16 protein-coding genes and 1 riboswitch are annotated in these 17,339 nt (G+C 69.3%); of the genes, 6 read left to right on the top strand and 10 right to left on the bottom strand.

What is annotated here, in order from left to right; all coding sequences use genetic code 11:
* Positions 1 to 11 precede the first annotated feature (11 nt).
* Positions 12 to 160, bottom strand: a riboswitch (cobalamin riboswitch).
* From ABXJ52_RS14060 to clpS, 4 genes are all read right to left on the bottom strand, one after another.
* Positions 150 to 572 (bottom strand): M67 family metallopeptidase, encoded by a 423-nt coding sequence (locus ABXJ52_RS14060; protein WP_160505274.1) that lies wholly within the window; start codon positions 570 to 572, stop codon positions 150 to 152. Its footprint overlaps the riboswitch before it by 11 nt.
* A gap of 90 nt (positions 573 to 662) precedes the next feature.
* Positions 663 to 2,138, bottom strand: coding sequence for an amino acid permease (locus ABXJ52_RS14065; protein ID WP_367042346.1), 1,476 nt, complete (start codon positions 2,136 to 2,138; stop codon positions 663 to 665).
* Between the two features lie 361 nt (positions 2,139 to 2,499).
* Positions 2,500 to 3,102, bottom strand: a complete 603-nt coding sequence (locus tag ABXJ52_RS14070; protein ID WP_367042348.1) for a DUF2017 domain-containing protein — start codon at positions 3,100 to 3,102, stop codon at positions 2,500 to 2,502.
* Between the two features lie 11 nt (positions 3,103 to 3,113).
* Positions 3,114 to 3,428, bottom strand: coding sequence for an ATP-dependent Clp protease adapter ClpS (gene clpS, locus ABXJ52_RS14075; RefSeq protein ID WP_367042349.1), 315 nt, complete (start codon positions 3,426 to 3,428; stop codon positions 3,114 to 3,116).
* A gap of 80 nt (positions 3,429 to 3,508) precedes the next feature.
* Here clpS and ABXJ52_RS14080 point away from each other — a divergent pair, with 80 nt between their 5' ends.
* A complete protein-coding gene (locus tag ABXJ52_RS14080) occupies positions 3,509 to 4,837 on the top strand; it encodes a nicotinate phosphoribosyltransferase (RefSeq protein WP_367042350.1) in 1,329 nt (442 codons plus the stop codon).
* 147 nt (positions 4,838 to 4,984) lie between these two features.
* The gene (locus tag ABXJ52_RS14085) at positions 4,985 to 5,569 is read left to right on the top strand and encodes an isochorismatase family protein (RefSeq protein WP_367042352.1); all 585 of its coding nucleotides are present in this window, start codon (positions 4,985 to 4,987) and stop codon (positions 5,567 to 5,569) included.
* A 125-nt stretch (positions 5,570 to 5,694) separates the two neighbouring features.
* Here the strand turns inward: ABXJ52_RS14085 and ABXJ52_RS14090 are convergent, their stop codons facing one another.
* Together ABXJ52_RS14090 and ABXJ52_RS14095 are read right to left on the bottom strand one after the other, a co-directional pair.
* Complete coding sequence (locus ABXJ52_RS14090) at positions 5,695 to 6,048, bottom strand: hypothetical protein (protein WP_367042353.1); 354 nt, start codon at positions 6,046 to 6,048, stop codon at positions 5,695 to 5,697.
* A 147-nt stretch (positions 6,049 to 6,195) separates the two neighbouring features.
* A complete protein-coding gene (locus tag ABXJ52_RS14095; protein WP_367042354.1) occupies positions 6,196 to 8,610 on the bottom strand; it encodes an immune inhibitor A domain-containing protein in 2,415 nt (804 codons plus the stop codon).
* Positions 8,611 to 9,094: 484 nt separating this feature from the next.
* On the opposite strand from ABXJ52_RS14095, the gene ABXJ52_RS14100 reads away from it, so the two are divergent.
* The gene (locus tag ABXJ52_RS14100) at positions 9,095 to 9,355 is read left to right on the top strand and encodes a hypothetical protein (RefSeq protein ID WP_367049048.1); all 261 of its coding nucleotides are present in this window, start codon (positions 9,095 to 9,097) and stop codon (positions 9,353 to 9,355) included.
* Between the two features lie 77 nt (positions 9,356 to 9,432).
* Here ABXJ52_RS14100 and ABXJ52_RS14105 read toward each other — a convergent pair whose 3' ends face one another.
* Complete coding sequence (locus tag ABXJ52_RS14105) at positions 9,433 to 10,080, bottom strand: RDD family protein (protein ID WP_367042356.1); 648 nt, start codon at positions 10,078 to 10,080, stop codon at positions 9,433 to 9,435.
* Positions 10,081 to 10,184: 104 nt separating this feature from the next.
* On the bottom strand, positions 10,185 to 11,699 hold the full coding sequence (locus tag ABXJ52_RS14110; protein WP_367042357.1) for an RDD family protein: 1,515 nt from the start codon (positions 11,697 to 11,699) through the stop codon (positions 10,185 to 10,187).
* 220 nt (positions 11,700 to 11,919) lie between these two features.
* Here ABXJ52_RS14110 and ABXJ52_RS14115 point away from each other — a divergent pair, with 220 nt between their 5' ends.
* Positions 11,920 to 12,399, top strand: a complete 480-nt coding sequence (locus ABXJ52_RS14115) for an SsgA family sporulation/cell division regulator (protein ID WP_367042359.1) — start codon at positions 11,920 to 11,922, stop codon at positions 12,397 to 12,399.
* Positions 12,400 to 12,437: 38 nt separating this feature from the next.
* Here the strand turns inward: ABXJ52_RS14115 and ABXJ52_RS14120 are convergent, their stop codons facing one another.
* Positions 12,438 to 13,808 carry an FAD-linked oxidase C-terminal domain-containing protein gene (locus ABXJ52_RS14120; protein WP_367042361.1) on the bottom strand — a complete coding sequence of 457 codons (1,371 nt, stop codon included), beginning with the start codon at positions 13,806 to 13,808 and terminating at the stop codon, positions 12,438 to 12,440.
* Between the two features lie 98 nt (positions 13,809 to 13,906).
* On the opposite strand from ABXJ52_RS14120, the gene ABXJ52_RS14125 reads away from it, so the two are divergent.
* Positions 13,907 to 15,508, top strand: a complete 1,602-nt coding sequence (locus ABXJ52_RS14125; RefSeq protein WP_367042362.1) for a tetratricopeptide repeat protein — start codon at positions 13,907 to 13,909, stop codon at positions 15,506 to 15,508.
* A 34-nt stretch (positions 15,509 to 15,542) separates the two neighbouring features.
* Here ABXJ52_RS14125 and hppD read toward each other — a convergent pair whose 3' ends face one another.
* Positions 15,543 to 16,712, bottom strand: a complete 1,170-nt coding sequence (hppD, locus tag ABXJ52_RS14130) for a 4-hydroxyphenylpyruvate dioxygenase (RefSeq protein WP_367042365.1) — start codon at positions 16,710 to 16,712, stop codon at positions 15,543 to 15,545.
* Positions 16,713 to 16,845: 133 nt separating this feature from the next.
* Here hppD and ABXJ52_RS14135 point away from each other — a divergent pair, with 133 nt between their 5' ends.
* Positions 16,846 to 17,316 carry an Lrp/AsnC family transcriptional regulator gene (locus tag ABXJ52_RS14135; RefSeq protein WP_160505290.1) on the top strand — a complete coding sequence of 157 codons (471 nt, stop codon included), beginning with the start codon at positions 16,846 to 16,848 and terminating at the stop codon, positions 17,314 to 17,316.
* Positions 17,317 to 17,339 lie beyond the last annotated feature (23 nt).

Below are 17,339 nucleotides of genomic sequence, written 5' to 3' on the forward strand. Positions count from 1 at the left end.
CCCCTGCGTCGTGGGAGAAGAAGGCGGCAGGTCAGTTCCTGACTGCCCCACCCGCGAAGGGTGGGGTCACAGTGGCGGGACCGTGCCGGATTCGCACCGGCTTCCTGGGTCCTGCCGCCTCGAAGGTGAAGCTCAGTATGCCTGGAGGATCAGTACGCCTGGACGACCTTCACCTCTTCTTCGGTGACCTCGCCGTCCACGATCCGGAAGGAGCGGAACTGGAAGTCGCCCGCGTCGTCGGTGTCGGCCGTGGAGACCAGGACGTAGTGGGCGCCCGGCTCGTTGGCGTACGAGATGTCGGTGCGCGAGGGGTAGGCCTCGGTCGCCGTGTGCGAGTGGTAGACGATCACCGGCTCCTCGTCGCGGTCGTCCATCTCGCGGTAGAGCTTGAGGAGGTCGCCCGAGTCGAACTCGTAGAACGTGGGCGAGCGTGCCGCGTTCAGCATCGGGATGAAGCGCTCGGGGCGGCCGGTTCCCTCCGGGCCCGCGACCACACCGCAGGCCTCGTCGGGGTGGTCCTGGCGCGCGTGCGCGACGATCTGGTCGTGGAGGGCCTGGGTCAGGGTCAGCATGGCAGCCAGGATAAGCAGAAGGGCCGACCCGTACCGAAGAGTGGTACGGACCGGCCCACATGCTGGGATCGAGCGGGAATGACCTGACGGTCAGGACTTGATCGCGTCCTGCTTGTCCGCCTCGCCACCACCCGTCGACTGCGTGTCGTTGCGCTTCTGCATGACCAGATAGCCGACGCCGAGGATCAGCGCCCACACCGGAGCGGCGTAGAGCGAGATCCGCGCGTCCTTGTCGATGCCCATCATGACGATGACCATCGCGATGAAGGCGAGCGCGAACCAGCTCGTGAACGGAGCTCCCGGCGCACGGAAGGTGGACATCGGCAGCTCGCCGCGGTCGGCCTTGCGGCGGTACTTGATCTGGCAGATCAGGATCATGATCCAGGCCCACATGCCGGAGATGGTCGCGAAGGAGACGACGTAGTTGAACGCCTCGCCCGGCCACTGGTAGTTGATCCAGACGCCGACCAGCATCAGGGTCGCGGAGAAGGTGGTGCCGACCAGCGGCAGGCCGTTCTTCGTCAGCTTGGTGAAGAACTTCGGGCCCTGGCCGTTGAGCGCGAGGTCGCGCAGCATGCGGCCGGTGGAGTACATGCCCGAGTTGCAGGAGGAGAGCGCGGCCGTCAGGACGACGAAGTTGACGATCGCGGCGCCGATGCCGAGGCCCATCTCCTGGAAGGCCGCGACGAACGGCGAGACGCCCGGCTGGAACGAGGTCCACGGCACGACCGAGAGGATCATGACGAGGGCGCCGACGTAGAAGACGGCGATGCGCCACGGCACGGTGTTGATGGCCTTGGGCAGGACGGTCTTCGGGTCCTTGGACTCGCCCGCGGTGACGCCGACCAGCTCGACGGCGAGGAAGGCGAACATCACGATCTGCAGCGTCATCAGCGTGGAGCCGATGCCGTTCGGGAAGAAGCCGCCCTGGTCCCACAGGTGGGAGACGGACGCGGTGTCGCCGGCGTCGGAGAAGCCGATGGTGAGGATGCCGGCGCAGATGAGGATCATGCCGATGATCGCGGTGACCTTGACCATCGAGAACCAGAACTCGAGCTCACCGAAGAGCTTCACGGAGATCAGGTTGGCGCCGTACAGGATGACCGTGAAGATCAGCGCGTAGGCCCATTGTGGAATGGCGTCATGTGTCCAGTACTGCATGTACTGGGCCGCTGCCGTGACTTCCGTGATGCCGGTGACGACCCAGAAGAGCCAGTACGTCCAGCCGGTCACGTACCCGAAGAACGGGCCGATGAATTCACGCGCGTACTCCGAGAAGGAGCCCGACACGGCGCGGTACATGAGCAGCTCGCCCAGGGCCCGCATGATGAAGAAGATGACGAGGCCGGCGATGGCGTACGCCAGGATGAGGCTCGGACCGGCCTTGTGAATGGCCTTGCCCGCACCGAGGAACAGGCCGGTGCCGATGGCACCGCCGATCGCGATCATCTGGATCTGCCGGGCGCCGAGCCCGCGCTGATAACCCTCGCCTGACGTGCCGGACGAACCGCCCGTTCCGCCGGCCTCATTGCCGTCGTGATGCTCTTCGACCTGCACTGAGGTCATGGTGACGCCTTTCTCCACGCTGATCCGTGCCCGCAGTCTGCGTATGGCAACGGATCAGGTCCTGATCCCCCCGGATATGGATGGAGTGCTACCGGCGGTCTGCCGGCCCGAGCGCCACCGGTGACATGGGTGGCGTCACCGAGTGGTCGTGAAGATTTATCACGGCCGTGACAGTGATCGGCCGTGGCACGTGTGGCTCACGCCACGAGAAAAACCGGACAAAATTCCCTCGGCGCCTCAAAAATGGGCAGTTAAGTGACGCGATCGTTATCCGGATTTGAGCGTCCGATGAGCGAACGGAGTGTAATCGCTGCCGCTTACACCGACTTTGCGGGCGACCGTGGCCACTTCCGTGTGACTTCTAACCGATGAGGGTGGCGACCAGCGTCTCCTGCAGACCGCCGAGCCAGAGATAGGCCATCACCATCGGCTTGCGGGCGTCGGAGTCCGGCAGCTGGTAGAGCAGGTCCGTGTCCTCCTCGTCGGTCACCTCCAGGCGGGCGCCGATCGCGAGGCGGAGGTCGTTGAGCGCGCCGAGCCAGTGCCGCGACTCGTCGGCGGACAGCTTCAGGACGGCGCCGCCCTCGCCCTTCGACGTCAGCGCGTCCAGGCTGCGGATCACCACCAGGGCGTCCTCGCGCTTCTTGGCCCGCAGGTCGTTCTCGGTGAAGCGCCTGAACTCCGAGGAGTAGGCCCGCAGTTCGTCGGCGTCGGTGGCGCCCTCCTCGCTGCCGGGCCCGCCATAGGCGTCCGGAAGGAGCCGCTGGAGGACCGGGTCGGTGGGCGGCTCGCTCGGGCCTTCGGCGAACAGCTCCGCGAGCGGATCGTCGGGGGCGTCCTCGGCCGGGCCCGGACCGATCAGCTCCAGGAGCTGGACGGCGAGGGACCGGATGATCGAGATCTCGACCTCGTCGAGCGCGACGGCCGCGCCGCCCCCGGGAATGGCTTCGAATTGTCCTGGCATCAGATGCGTCGCTACTTCCGGTCCTGCTGGAGGGTGGCCCACAGACCGTATCCGTGCATGGCCTGTACGTCGCGCTCCATCTCCTCGCGGGAGCCGGTGGAGACGACCGCGCGACCCTTGTGATGCACGTCCATCATCAGCTTCGTGGCCTTCTCCTTCGAGTACCCGAAGTAGGACTGGAACACATAGGTCACGTAACTCATCAGATTGACCGGGTCGTTGTGGACGAGCGTGATCCAGGGGACGTCGGGCTCCGGGACGGCGAAGGTCTCTTCGTCGGATTCCGGGCGGGTGATCTCTGCGGGAGCCGTACTCACGCCACCCATGCTGCCACCCGCAGGGGGCCCTCGCACAAATGGACTCAGGAAATCGTCAGAGTGACGAGATGCGGGGTAGCATCCTTCGTATGAACACAGCGGACCTTGGGCTGCCGGTGGATGTTCCGTCGACCGCGCTCTTCACGGATCACTACGAGCTCACGATGCTGCAGGCCGCGCTGAAGGCCGGCACCGCCGACCGGCGCTCCGTCTTCGAGGTCTTCACCCGCAGACTGCCCGAGGGACGCCGCTATGGAGTGGTCGCCGGAACCGGCCGCGTCCTGGACGCCGTGGAGAACTTCCGCTTCGACGCCGACGTCATCGGCTTCCTGCGCGAGCGCCGTGTCGTCGACGAGGAGACCCTCCAGTGGCTCGCCTCGTACCGCTTCAGCGGTGACGTCTGGGGCTATCCGGAGGGCGAGGTCTACTTCCCCGGCTCGCCGATCCTGCGCGTCGAGGGCTCCTTCGCGGAGTGCGTGCTCCTGGAGACGGTGATCCTCTCCATCCTCAACCACGACTCGGCGATCGCGGCCGCCGCCTCCCGGATGGCATCGGCCGCCGGTGAGCGCCCGCTGATCGAGATGGGCGCGCGGCGTACGCACGAGCTGGCGGCCGTCGCCGCCTCGCGCGCCGCGTACGTCGGCGGCTTCACGACCACGTCCGACCTGGCCGCCGGGTTCCGCTACGACATCCCGACGGTCGGCACATCGGCCCACGCCTTCACCCTCCTGCACGACACCGAACGCGACGCCTTCCAGGCGCAGGTGGACTCCCTCGGGCCCGGTACCACCCTGCTCGTGGACACGTACGACGTGACCGAGGCCGTCCGCACCGCCGTCGAGGTCGCCGGGCCGGAGCTCGGCGCCGTGCGCATCGACTCCGGGGACCTGCTCCTGGTCGCGCACCGGGTCCGGCAGCAGCTGGACGAGCTCGGGGCGACCGCGACGAAGATCGTCGTGACCTCCGACCTGGACGAGTACGCCATCGCCTCGCTGGCTGCGGCGCCCGTGGACGCGTACGGGGTCGGCACCCAGCTCGTCACCGGGTCCGGGCACCCGACCTGCTCGATGGTCTACAAGCTGGTGGCCCGCGCCCACTCGGCGGACCCGCACGCCCGCCTCGAACCGGTGGCCAAGAAGTCGCTCGGCGCCAAGTCGTCGGTGGGCGGGCGCAAGTGGGCCGCGCGCCGGCCCGACGAGTACGGGGTCGCCGAGGCCGAGGTGATCGGCACGGGGGCCGTGCCGGTGGAGCTCGCCGACCACCAGCTGCTCGTCGAGCTGATCAAGGGCGGTGAGGTGGTGGCGCGCGAGCCGCTGGACACCGTGCGCGACCGGCACGCGGAGGCGCGGGGCCGGCTGCCTCTGTCGGCTACGCAGCTGTCGAAGGGCGAGGCCGTCATTCCGACGGAGTACGTCTGATTGTGCTGATGTGCGCCGGAGCGGAGAGGGGGTGTTCGAACGCCCTCTCCCGCATCGCGTTCGAAGTCTCTACGCTCGGTTCATCCGGCCGAGTCCCCCTCTCCCTCCCCCAATGCCTACGAGTCTTGCCGAGCCGAAGGACACCCGATGCGCCGCGCTCTGATCGTCGTCGATGTGCAGAACGACTTCTGCGAGGGCGGCAGCCTCGCGGTCGCCGGGGGTGCCGATGTGGCCGCCGCGATCACCGAGCTGATCGGCCAGGCGCCGGCGGGCTACCGGCACGTGGTGGCCACGCGTGATCACCACATCGACCCGGGCGACCACTTCTCCGACCGGCCGGACTTCGCCCGCTCCTGGCCGCCGCACTGCGTGGCGGGCACGGAGGGGATCGGGTTCCACCCGAACTTCGCGCCGGTCGTGGCGTCCGGGGCCATCGACGCGGTGTTCGACAAGGGGGCCTACTCGGCCGCCTACAGCGGGTTCGAGGGGGCCGACGAGAACGGCGTCCCGCTGGCGGACTGGCTGCGGGAGCGGAAGATCAACGAGGTGGACGTGGTGGGAATCGCCACAGACCACTGCGTACGCGCCACGGCCCTCGACGCGGCCCGTGAGGGCTTCGGCACGACGGTCCTGCTCGACCTGACGGCCGGCGTCTCCAGGGAGTCGACGGAGCGAGCGCTGGAGGAGCTACGGGCGGCGGGGGTGGAGCTGACCGGAAAGCCGGTCGGCTGAGCCCCGCAAGGAGCGCGGACCCCGTAGCGAGCCCCGCAAGGGGCGCGGGGAACGGCGCGGCCAGCCCCCACCGGTCCTGCGGGCAAAATCCGACCGCGTTCGGGGGGGGCAGCGGCCCCCGCGGATCAGACCCCTGAAGGGCTGACCGCCGGCCCCCCGGGTCTCTGACCCTGAAGCGCCTGCCGCTTCAGAGCACGAATCGGATGCCAAAGCTCAGCGGCAGCGTCCGGCGCCGTACGCCATATCAGCCCGTCCGGATGATGAAGCACCGCCGTGATCTCGTCCGGCGTCGGCGGCTCCGCGTTGCCCCGCAGATAGACCGCCCGCAGGCCGAGGTTCCGCAGGCGGGTCAGGGCCCTCGCGCGGTTCACCGCGTGCACGATCATCCGGACGCTGCCACCGCCCAGTGCGGGGTTCGGCAGCGTCAGGGCCACCACCACGCTGCCGTTCGGCAGCTTGCTGAAACCTCCTGCGGACATGGCTGGTCACACCCCCGTGAGACGACGCACAGAGCCCCTGGCCGGACCCTGTGTCAATAAGAAATCCACAGGACGCACCTAAACACGATCGGCCGCCGCCCGCTAGAGGGCGACGACCGATCATGGCTTGACCTGCGGAAATGCCGATTACTTCGTGGAGGGACCCACCTGGACCGTCATCGAGGACCCATCCTTCGGCTGCTTGATGATCTTGATCTGGGTGTTGGTGTCAGTGACCTTGACACTTCCCGTGGGGTTCTCCTCGAACCAGTAGGTGCCCTTGCGGTCGTCGAAGACCGGGACACCCTTCTGGGACTTGATCTTCAGCGCGACGTCCGCGTTGTGGAGCGTGAACTTGTCGGTCGCGAACTTGCTGAAGGGCGCGTCGAACGGCTGGATCTTGTTCCGCAGCAGGGTGCCGTCCGTCCACTTGAGCGGCTTGGCGTGCGCGTCCACCGGCAGGATCAGACCCTGGCCGGGGTGCGCGCTGGTGTTGTTGTCCTTCTGCGAGGTGTCCCACTGCCAGACCATCAGGCCGGTCTGGTACGGGTAGTGCTCGACCCAGTCCGGACGGGTCTTGGAGAAGCCGAAGTTGTACGGGCCGACCTTCAGGGTCTTGTCGTACGACACGTACTGCCGGTTCTCGGCGAGGTAGTACTGGTCGTACTTCTTGGTGAAGGACTCGCCGATGCGCGAAAAGCCCTTCGCCGTCCAGCCGTTGTCGTCGCCCTCGGCGCCGTCCTCGAAGACCTTGGCACCGTCCGCGGTGATCGCGAGGGCGTCGGCCGCGAAGCCCTTGCCGCCCGCGCCGCCGTCCGTGGAGTAGCGGAAGCGAAGATCGATCTTCTTGCCGGCGTACGCGTCGAGCGGGAACGCCAGCTTCTTGTACGCACCCGACGCACCGGTCAACGCGGGCTTGTCACCGGCGTCGCGCGGGATGGCCTTGCCGTCCGCCGTGCCGTCCACAGGCGTCCAGTTGGCGCCGCCGTCCGTCGACACCTCGGTGTAGAGGTAGTCGTAGTTGGCCTCGATGTCCCACCAACCGTCGAGGGAGAGCGCGGCCTTGGACTTGCCGGTCAGGTCGACCGAGCGCGTCAGGGTGTTCTTGAGGTCGTCGCCCTGGTCGCTCCACCACTGCTTGGAGCCCTCGGTGGGCTTGGTGACCGTGGTGGTGACGGCCTTCTTCGGAAGGTCGACGACGAGCGCCTGGCGGTGACGGGTGTTGTACTCCGAGACGCCCAGCTTGTGCTCGGACGTCGTCGCGGCCTTGGCCTTGGCGTAGTCGAGCCAGCCCAGCTGGAACTTGTCCCAGGCGGTCATGTCGCCGGGCAGGTCGCCGATGGCGTCCTTGCCGGTGCCGAGCCAGGAACCGGCCGACATCAGCGACCAGAAGCCGACCGAGTTCTCGCCCTTGCCCGTGGTGTCGTACAGGTCGGGCAGACCGAGGTCGTGGCCGTACTCGTGGGCGAAGACGCCGAGGCCGCCGTTCTCCGGCTGCATCGTGTAGTCGCCGACCCAGATGCCAGAGTCGCCGATCTGGGTGCCGCCCGACTTGTTGTTCGCGGGCCCGGTGTTGCCCGCGTCGTTGCCGTACGCGTACCAGCGGTGCGCCCACAGGGCGTTGGTGCCCTCGGCGCCGCCGCCGGCCGACTCGTCCTCGCCCGCGTGGACGATCTGGAAGTGGTCGATGTACCCGTCGGGCTCGTTGAACTCGCCGTCGCCGTCGAAGTCGTAGCGGTCCCAGAGGTCGTACTTAGCGAGGTCCGCCTTGATCTGGGCGTCCGTGCGGCCCTGGGCCTTCTGGTCCTTGGTCCAGGCGGTGACGCCGTCCTTCACCGCGTCCCAGACGTTGGCGCAGTTGGTGTCGCCGCAGTAGTTGGAGCCGTAACGGGCTTCGTTGTAGTCGACCTTGACCCAGTCGGAGACCTCTCCGTCGACCGAGTAACGGCCGGACGAGGTCTTCTCGTAGTAGGTCTTCAGGGACTCCTTCTTCTTGCCCTTGGAGTCCTTGCCCTCACCGAAGTACAGGTCCTGGAAGTGCTGCTGGTTGTAGTCCTTCTGCCAGGCCGTGCTGTTGTCCTTCGCACGGTCCGGCTTGGCTATCTTGTTGTGCGCGGGGCCGGGCTCGCCGCCGTACTTCTTGACCGGCGCCTCGGGGCCGTCCGGGCCGTCGGGGTCGTACATGGTGGTGTCGTCCACCTTGTCGCCAAACTCGACCAGGATCGTGAAGATCTTGTCGGTCTTCTCCCGGCCGAGCTCGACGTACTTCTTGTCGTCGAGCTTCACGACCTGGGAGCCGCCGCGCTTCTGTACCTTGGCGTCGCCCTCGATGACCTGCTGGAGGGCGGCCTTGCGCTGCTGGGCCTGCTCCTTGCTGAAGGGCCCGTCCAGGTCGTGGTCGACCTGCGCCTTGGCCCGGCTCGGGTCCTGCCGGTCGATGGCGGGCGCGCCGCCCGGACCATCTTCCTTGGCCGACGCGGTGGCTGCCGAGAACGTGGCGGCTGCCGCGGCCATCGCCACGGCAGCCGCGGTGGCTCTGAACGTCCGTCTACTGACTGTCACTTGATGCTGTCCTCCCCCGCGTCCGCGCGAAGGCGGGCCGAGGTCCCGGTCGGAGGAGGTCCGCGCGCGATACGCGTCACAAGTGACGACATTCGACCGGAGATGCGGGAGAAAAGACAGACCTTGACTTGAACACACCAAGTGCACTATGCAGGCGCGGAGATCCGCTATCCGAACACGATCCGGACGCGTGCGCCCGCCCGTCGGCATGGTCAACAGGCGCGCCCCGCCGTCCACTTGCTGGACGTCATGAACCCGTGCGCCCCCTGTGCTGCCGCACCGTGGGTTAGGTCACGCTTACCGCCCGTTCCCGTCGGGCATGCAGCAAAATAGAGTCAATCGACGGTGCGCTACCGCGCGAGATGGCAGATCTCAAGTCGCCGCAGCCGGGCGTCCTTTGATTCGCATACAGCTTCACATTGGGCACGACCACCCCGCATCCGCTGTCCCTAGGACGGATTACGCCATGCCTCGTCCCATGCCGCTGCCTCGTCCGACCCCCGCCCAGATCACCTACGGCACGCTGACCGTGGTCTTCTCCACGCTGTCCATGCTGCTGCTCTCACAGACGAGTTCGGGCATCGGGGTGGCGGTGATAGCCGCGGCCGCGCTCCTGCTCGGATTACTGGTGGCGATGACGGTGCCACAGCCAAAACCCACGGCCTCACCGGCCGCACGCGTCCCGGCCCAGCGTGCCTCCGCTCCCGTACTGGCCGAGTCCGTACGCGAGCCGGCGGGCCCGTGAGGTCCACGAGCCCGCCGGAACTGCCGCTCTGCCGCTCTGTCGCTCTGCCGCTCTGCCGCCTCAGCGGTCCGACGTGATCAGCCGGTGCTGACCACCACCGTCTTGGCAGCCTTGTCGTGCAGGCCCTGCTTGTAGGGCTTGTCGAAGAAGCTCCAGCCGCCGCAGATCGCCGTCCAGATACAGGCACAGCAGAACGCGAACGGCAGCCACAGGACGGCCGCGCGGACGAGCGCGGTCTGCACGGTGGGGGTCGCACCGTCGTTGAGGTTCGCGACCCTGAGGCCCAGCCACTTCTTGCCCAGGGTCTGGCCCGTCCTGGAGATCATGAAGGTGTCGTACGCGATGTAGAGCACGGCGGCGAGCACCGACTGCCCGAAGCTCTTCCCGTACTGCACCTTGTCCGGGTCGACGTCGAACTCGCTGGTCCCGAAGCCCCAGGAGAGCAGCCAGACGACGACGCCGACGAGGATCATGTCGAGGATGCGGGCGAGCACGCGTTTGCCGCTGTCCGCCAGGGGCGGCATGCCGGCCAGGGGGTCGTTCCCTCCGCCGCCGTAGGGATCTCCGCCGCCCCCATAAGGGCCTTGGCCGCCGCTTCCGCCGTACGGCGGGGGTGGCGGGGGCGTGCCGTAGGGGGAGCCCGAGCCGCTGTCCGGCGGGGGCTGCTTCCTGAAGGGGTCGTTGTCGTCGGGGGGCGGCGGGTACTGCGGCGGTTCGGTACTCATGGGGCGAGTCGACCGCGGAGGCGCCGGGGGCGCATCCGGCGAGGGGCTGTCTGGGTTAAGGAGCCGGAGGGGCTGAATCTTTCAGCTCCTCCGGCGTGCGACAGCTAACCCGCCACAAACGTTCCCGCAGCCTTGTCGTGCCAGCACTGGCGCCACGGACGGTCGAACACGCACCACAGGACCCCGACGACCCCGACGACCAGGACCCCCGGCACCGCGTAGACGAGCCACCGCTTCAGCGCCGATCCGAACGACGGCGTCTCGTGCTCCTCCATGTCACGCACCTGGAGACCCAGGACCCTCTTGCCCAGCGTCCGCCCCCACTTGGCCGTGGGCAGTACCTCGTAGAGGATGCCGAAGAGGAGCAGGACGCCCAGGACCATCCCCAGATATCCCGCCGTGGTGCCGTCGAGCAGCCACACGGTGACCTTCTCGCCCGACATCTTCGCCGCGTCGATCTTGCTGTCGACGTGATCGGCGGCCTTCGTGCCGAGCGGCAGCGCCGCCGCCCCGGTCACGGCGGCCAGGACGACCGTGTCGATGAGCCGCGCCGCGAACCGCTTGCCGAGCCCCGCGGGCCGCCCCGCCGCCTGGTTCTGCGCCATCGCGAGGAACGGGTCGTTGGCCACCGGCTTCCACGGCACGACCGGCTGCTGCTGTCCGTCACCCTCGGCGGCGAGCCGGTGCACCTGCTGCGCCCACGAGGGCGACCCGCCACCGGGCCCCGAGGTCACGGGCGACGCCGCGCCACCCGGCGCACCGCCCTGCTGCGGGACGGACGGCTGTACGGGGGCAGGCGCGGGTGCCGGCGAAGGCGCGGAGGCCTGCGGAGGCACGGCGGCCTGCGGGGGCGCCGGGGTCTGCGCCGCGGCGCCGGAGGACTTCGGGCGCAGCGCCCGGATCGCCATGGTGCCCTCGGTGGCGGGAGCAGCCGCGGTGGGGCGGACCGGTCCCGAGGGCCTGCGGAACGTCACGGTGCCCTCCGCCGGGGGCTGCTCCTGCTGCGGCGGCACGCCCGGCTTGATCGCTCGGATCTGCACCGTGCCCGGCCCGTTCACCTCCTGGGGCTTCTGAGGCTTCTGAGGAGCAGCCTCAGAAGCCTGGGGAGCCTGAGGAGAGGGCGCGTCCTCAGGAGCGGAGGCCGGCGCGGAGGCGGATTCGGGGGCCGAACCGGCAGCCGGCGCGCTCGGCACGCGAGGGTCACGCGGATCCCGGGCACCCGAAGCTCCCCGCTGCTCGGGCTCACCCCACGAGACCCGCCGCTCCTGCTCCCCGCCGAGCCCCGTCTGCCGAGCCGCGTCCGCCTGCCAGGCGGAGGCGGGCTCGGGCCTCGACCCGTGCTGCGAGGCGTCGGCGTCGACCGTGCCGGCCGCCGCCTCGGGCGCCGTCAGGGGCTCCTCGTCGAAGAAGTGCGGCCCGGTCTCCTCCGCGGGCGCGGGCGCCGCCGCTCCCGCCCCCGGAGGCGCGGGGAGCGATTCGCCGTCGGTCGGGGCGGGACGACTGGTCCCGGGCACCCAGGCCGCGCCGTTCCAGTACCGGACATATCCGGGAATGGACGGATCGGGGTAGTAGCCTTCGCGGGGCCTGTCGTCGCCTGGGGCCGGAGTTGGGGCGCTCATGTCCGTCGTCCCGTATCTGCTCGGGGGTCTTTTTGAGGCTCCACATCTATCAGACCTCCGCGTGCGCCTGTGCCTCTCCTGCCCTACAGACCACTTTCCGGGCACAGTTCAAGCACGTACGAAAAACTTTCCCGAACCCGCGTAATGCTCCGCGACCATCGCGCTCTCTCCCTGCACGGGCCCGCTCCGTGGCCCCGGACACGGAAGGAAGAGCATCGACATGCACACCGTGGTGGAACGCGAGCTTGAGCTCAAACTCGTCCTCTCGCCGGAACGCGCGATCCCCGTCCCGGCCCGTCTCACCTACCGCACCGATGATCCGTACGCCATCCACATCGCCTTCCACATCGGCTCCGAGCACCCCGTGAACTGGACGTTCGCCCGCGAACTTCTGGTCGAGGGGGTGTTCAGGCCCTGCGGGCACGGCGACGTCCGGGTCTGGCCGACCAAGGTGGAGGGGCGCAGCGTCGTCCTGATGGCGTTGACCTCACCCGACGGTGACGCCCTCCTCGAAGCGCCCGCGCCCGCCGTGTCCGCGTGGCTGGAGCGCACGCTGCGGGTGGTCCCTCCGGGCTCTGAGGCTGAGCGGCTCGGCATCGACGACGGCCTCGCCGAGCTGCTCACGCCGACCACGGGCCGCGCCGACGAGCTGTGGCTGCGCGACCCCTGGCCCTCTGACGAGTCCAAGGACGGTGAGTGAACTCCGCCGCCACGGGGGCGCCGTACACGGACCTGGGGTCAGAACAGCTTGCCGGGGTTGAGGAGGGAGAGCGGGTCGAACGCGGCCTTGACGGCGCGCTGCATCTCCACGCCCACCGGGCCGAGTTCACGGGCGAGCCAGTCCTTCTTGAGGACGCCCACGCCGTGCTCGCCGGTGATCGTGCCGCCGAGTTCCAGACCGAGGGCCATGATCTCGTCGAAGGACTCACGGGCACGGCGGCCCTCGTCGGCGTCCGCGGCGTCGAAGCAGACGGTGGGGTGGGTGTTGCCGTCGCCCGCGTGCGCGCAGACGCCGATCGTGAGGTCGTACTTCTCGGCGATGCGGTCCACGCCTTCGAGCATGTCGGCGAGCTTCGAGCGCGGCACGCACACGTCGTCGATCATCGTCGTGCCCTTGACGGCTTCGAGAGCGGTGAGCGACAACCGCCTTGCCTGGAGCAGCAGTTCGGACTCCGTGGCGTCCTCGGCGGGGACCACCTGGGTGGCGCCCGCGGCTTCGCAGAGCGCGCCGACCGCCGCGAGGTCCGCGGCGGGGTGCGGGGTGTCGAAGGCCGCGAGGAGCAGCGCTTCGGTGGTCTCCGGGAGGCCCATGTGGGCCAGGGCGTTCACGGCCCTGATGGTCGTGCGGTCCATCAGTTCCAGGAGCGAGGGACCGTGCCCGCCCTCCATGATCCTGCATACGGCGTCGCAGGCGGCCCGCGCGGAACCGAACTCGGCGGCCAGCACCAGCTGTTGGGGCGGCTGGGGCTTCAGGGCGAGGGTCGCGCGGACGACGATGCCGAGGCTGCCCTCGGAGCCGACGAAGAGGCGTGTGAGGTCGTAGCCGGCGACGCCCTTGGCCGTGCGCCGTCCGGTGCTCATGAGCCGTCCGTCGGCGAGGACGACGTCGAGGCCGAGCACGTACTCCGCCGTCACCCCGTACTTCACACAGCACAGGCCGCCCGATGCCGTGCCGATGTTCCCGCCGATGGTGCAGGTCTCCCAACTGGAGGGGTCCGGCGGGTAGTAGAGACCGTGTTCGTTCACTGCGCGGGAGAGCGTGGCGTTGACGACGCCGGGCTCGACGACCGCGATCCGGTCGACGGGGCTGATCTCCAGGATGCGGTCCATCTTGACCAGGGACAGCACGATGCAGCCCTCGCTGGCGTTCGCGCCGCCCGACAGGCCCGTGCGGGCGCCCTGTGGGACCACCGGGATCCGTAGCCCGGTCGCCGTGCGCATGACGTGCTGGACCTGCTCGACGGTCCGTGGCAGGACCACGACGGCCGGGGTTCCGGCGTCGCAGAAGCTGGCCATGTCGTTCGCGTACGAGGACGTGATGTCGGGGTCCGTGAGGACGGCGTCGACGGGGAGGCCCTCGTGAAGGAGTTCGATGAGTGTGCGGCTCATGATCACAGCCTCGCACTCGGGGCCATCGGTGTGAACCCGTGTGCGACGCCCGTCCGCGTGCCGGGATGTGCTCTTCGTATTGACGCACAGTGAGCGCCATGGAGATCGAGACCGGGTCCGCGTCCGAGACCCAGAAGGCCCCCGCGGCGCCCGCCGCCCCCCAGGCCCCCGCGGCCCCGCAGAGCCGCCGTCCGCCGTCCGCGCCCGCCATCTGGAGCGAGTCGTCGCGGGACGCGCGCCGCTCCCCCTCCCTGCGGCGGGTGCTGCTCACCTCCGTCGCCGGGTGCCTGGTGCTCGGCGGCGTGGTGGTACTGCTGCCCGACGGGGGCAAGAAGGCGGCGCCGCCCGCCCTCGGGCCCGCGGGGCGTGCGATGGCGGCGGCGGGCGCGGGGGCCCCGGCCGCACTGCCGGACCTCACCGTGCTGATCGGCGAGCGTGAGGCGCAGGTGCGCAAGCATCCCGGGGACGACGAGTCGTGGGCGGTGCTCGGGGCCGCCTACGTCGAGCGGGGCCTTCGGACCGCGGACTCCGCCTACTACCCCAAGGCGGAGGAGGCGCTGCGTACGTCCCTGAAGACGCGGCCCGTGGGCAACGCGCAGGCGCTGACAGGCATGGCGGCGCTAGCGAACGCGCGGCACGACTTCCGCGGGGCGAAGACGTGGGCCGAGAGCGCGGTGAAGCTGGCGCCGAAGCGGTGGTCGGCGTACCCGCCTCTGATCGACGCGTACAGCGGTCTGGGTGACGCGAAGGGCGTGGGGAAGGCCCTGGAGACGCTCAAGGAGCTGAACCCCGGCGCCTCCGCCGTGCTGGCCCGGTCGGGTCAGGTCTACCGGGACCGCGGCTGGCGCGAGGACGCGGCCTCGAAGCTGATGGACGCGGCGGCGCTCGCGGCGGGCCCCGCGGAGAAGGCCGCGTGCCTGTACCGCGTGGGCGAGCTGTCCTGGGAGCGGGGCGAGCCTGCGGAGGCCCTTCGCTACTACGAGGCGGCGCTGGTGGCGGACCCTGACCACCACCCGTCCCTCGCCGGCAAGGGCCGGGCGCTCGCGGCTCTCGGCCGTACGGCGGAGGCGCTGCGCTCCTATCACAGCGCGCTGGTCAAGCAGCCGGCGCCGGAGTACGCCCTGGCGCTCGGCGAGCTGTACGAGTCGCTGAAGCTGGCCCCGGCCGCGCGGGCGCAGTACGACGTGCTGCGGGCCCGGGTGAAGCAGGTGGGCGTCAACGGCGTCAACGATTCAAGGATCCTCGGCCTCTACGAGGCGGACCACGGGGACGCGGACGCGGCGGTGGGCCGCCTGCGGGCGGAGTTCAAACGCCACGGCAGCCCGGAGGCGGCGGACGCGCTGGGGTGGGCGCTGCACCGGGCCGGTGAGGACAAGGAAGCCCTGAAGTACGCGACGCGGGCGACGGACAAGGGCCCGCTGAGCGCGGTCTTCGCCTACCACCGGGGTGAGATCGAGCGGCAGCTGGAACGGTACGGGGCCGCGCGGCGGCACATCGGGGAGGCGCTGCGCCTGAATCCGTACTTCTCGCCCCTGCTGGCTCCGAAGGCCCGCCAGGCCATGGAGTCCCTGGGCGAGCCCCCGGACGGGGGCCCGGCCCAGATGTACGCCCCCGAGCCGCCCTCCGCCCAGGAGACGACCCCCACGCGCCCCCGCCCGAAGCCCACCCCGAAACCGACCCCGAGCCCCTCCGCCGCGTAGGGCTGCGCGTAGGGCCCATGGCGGAGCCGCGGGCTCAGAGGTTGCCGCGCTTCTCCTGCTCGCGCTCGATCGCCTCGAACAGCGCCTTGAAGTTGCCCTTGCCGAAGCCCATCGAGCCGTGCCGCTCGATCATCTCGAAGAAGACCGTCGGGCGGTCCTGGACCGGCTTGGTGAAGATCTGCAGCAGGTAGCCGTCCTCGTCGCGGTCGACCAGGATCTTCAGCTCGCGCAGGGTCTCCACCGGGACGCGCGTCTCGCCCGCCCACTCGCCCAGCGTGTCGTAGTACGAGTCGGGGGTGTCCAGGAACTTCACCCCGGCCGCGCGCATGGTGCGTACGGACTCCACGATGTCGTTCGTGGCGAGCGCGATGTGCTGGACGCCCGCGCCGCCGTAGAACTCGAGGTACTCGTCGATCTGGGACTTCTTCTTGGCGATGGCGGGCTCGTTGATCGGGAACTTCACCTTCAGGGTGCCGTCCGCGACCACCTTCGACATCAGCGCGCTGTACTCGGTAGCGATGTCGTCGCCCACGAACTCCTTCATGTTCGTGAAGCCCATGACCTTGTTGTAGAAGGCGACCCACTCGTTCATCTTGCCGAGCTCGACGTTGCCGACGCAGTGGTCGATCGCCTGGAAGGTGCGCTTGGCGGGCGGCTCGACGATCGGCGACGCGGCCTCGAAACCGGGCAGGTAGGGGCCGTCGTAGCCGCTGCGGTCGACGAGCGTGTGGCGGGTCTTGCCGTACGTCGCGATGGCGGCGAGGACGACCGTGCCGTTCTCGTCCTTGACCTCGTAGGGCTCGGTGAGGCCGCGGGCGCCGTGCTCGACGGCGTACGCGTACGCGGCGCGCGCGTCCGGCACCTCGATGGCGAGGTCGACGACGCCGTCGCCGTGCTCGGCGACGTGGCCCTCGATGAAGTGGCCCCAGTCCGTCGACGCCTTGATGACGGAGGTGAGCACGAAGCGGGCGCCGCCGTTGGTGAGGACGTAGGAGGCGGTCTCGCGGCTGCCGGTCTCCGGGCCCGAGTAGGCCACGAGTTTCATGCCGAAGGCCGTGGAGTAGTAGTGGGCCGCCTGCTTGGCGTTGCCCACGGCGAAGACGACCGCGTCCATTCCCTTGACCGGGAAGGGGTCTGCCTCGCGCGCGGTGTGGGGGGTGCCGGAGGTGGCCGACGTGGGCTGGGTGTTCGCGGTAGCTGCCATGTCGGCAGGCTCCCGCCGTATCGCAAGGTGCGCAATAGTTTGCGTTTTCAGTGGGCAATATGCACAGCGGCAGGCCAGGATGGGCGGGCTATCTGTACATGATGACCACCCTCGGAGCGGAGATGAGCGCACCATGACGATCGATCATCTGGACGGCAGGCTCATCGTGCTGCTCGCCCGCGAGCCCCGTATCGGCGTCCTGGAGGCGTCCCGCCGGCTCGGTGTCGCGCGCGGGACCGTGCAGGCCCGGATGGACCGCCTTCAGTCGAACGGAGTCATCCGCGGCTTCGGACCGGAGGTCGACCCCGCCGCCCTCGGCTACCCCGTGACCGCCTTCGCCACGCTGGAGATCAAACAGGGCCAGGGCGCCGACGTACGGGCGCATTTGGCGACCGTCGCCGAGGTGCTCGAACTGCACACCATCACCGGCCACGGCGACATGCTCTGCCGTCTGGTGGCCCGTTCGAACGCGGATCTCCAACGTGTGATCGACCGGGTCGTGGGTTTTGATGGCATCGTCCGGGCCTCCACGGCGATCGTCATGGAGAACCCTGTTCCCCTGCGGATCATCCCGTTGGTCGAACAGGCGTCAGAAGACACCTGATGCGGGTAGGTAGCACGGCGTAC

The organism is Streptomyces sp. Je 1-332 (assembly GCF_040730185.1).
Classification (GTDB): domain Bacteria; phylum Actinomycetota; class Actinomycetes; order Streptomycetales; family Streptomycetaceae; genus Streptomyces.

Bases quoted from the DNA above. Each gene is read 5' to 3' on its own strand.
- ABXJ52_RS14060 (WP_160505274.1), bottom strand. From the start codon at position 572: ATGCTGACCCTGACCCAGGCCCTCCACGACCAGATCGTCGCGCACGCG.
- clpS (WP_367042349.1), bottom strand. From the start codon at position 3,428: ATGGGTGGCGTGAGTACGGCTCCCGCAGAGATCACCCGCCCGGAATCC.
- hppD (WP_367042365.1), bottom strand. From the start codon at position 16,712: ATGGCAGCTACCGCGAACACCCAGCCCACGTCGGCCACCTCCGGCACC.
- ABXJ52_RS14090 (WP_367042353.1), bottom strand. From the start codon at position 6,048: ATGTCCGCAGGAGGTTTCAGCAAGCTGCCGAACGGCAGCGTGGTGGTG.
- ABXJ52_RS14105 (WP_367042356.1), bottom strand. From the start codon at position 10,080: ATGAGTACCGAACCGCCGCAGTACCCGCCGCCCCCCGACGACAACGAC.
- ABXJ52_RS14080 (WP_367042350.1), top strand. From the start codon at position 3,509: ATGAACACAGCGGACCTTGGGCTGCCGGTGGATGTTCCGTCGACCGCG.
- ABXJ52_RS14125 (WP_367042362.1), top strand. From the start codon at position 13,907: ATGGAGATCGAGACCGGGTCCGCGTCCGAGACCCAGAAGGCCCCCGCG.
- ABXJ52_RS14120 (WP_367042361.1), bottom strand. From the start codon at position 13,808: ATGAGCCGCACACTCATCGAACTCCTTCACGAGGGCCTCCCCGTCGAC.
- ABXJ52_RS14110 (WP_367042357.1), bottom strand. From the start codon at position 11,699: ATGAGCGCCCCAACTCCGGCCCCAGGCGACGACAGGCCCCGCGAAGGC.
- ABXJ52_RS14085 (WP_367042352.1), top strand. From the start codon at position 4,985: ATGCGCCGCGCTCTGATCGTCGTCGATGTGCAGAACGACTTCTGCGAG.
- ABXJ52_RS14135 (WP_160505290.1), top strand. From the start codon at position 16,846: ATGACGATCGATCATCTGGACGGCAGGCTCATCGTGCTGCTCGCCCGC.
- ABXJ52_RS14115 (WP_367042359.1), top strand. From the start codon at position 11,920: ATGCACACCGTGGTGGAACGCGAGCTTGAGCTCAAACTCGTCCTCTCG.
- ABXJ52_RS14070 (WP_367042348.1), bottom strand. From the start codon at position 3,102: ATGCCAGGACAATTCGAAGCCATTCCCGGGGGCGGCGCGGCCGTCGCG.
- ABXJ52_RS14065 (WP_367042346.1), bottom strand. From the start codon at position 2,138: ATGACCTCAGTGCAGGTCGAAGAGCATCACGACGGCAATGAGGCCGGC.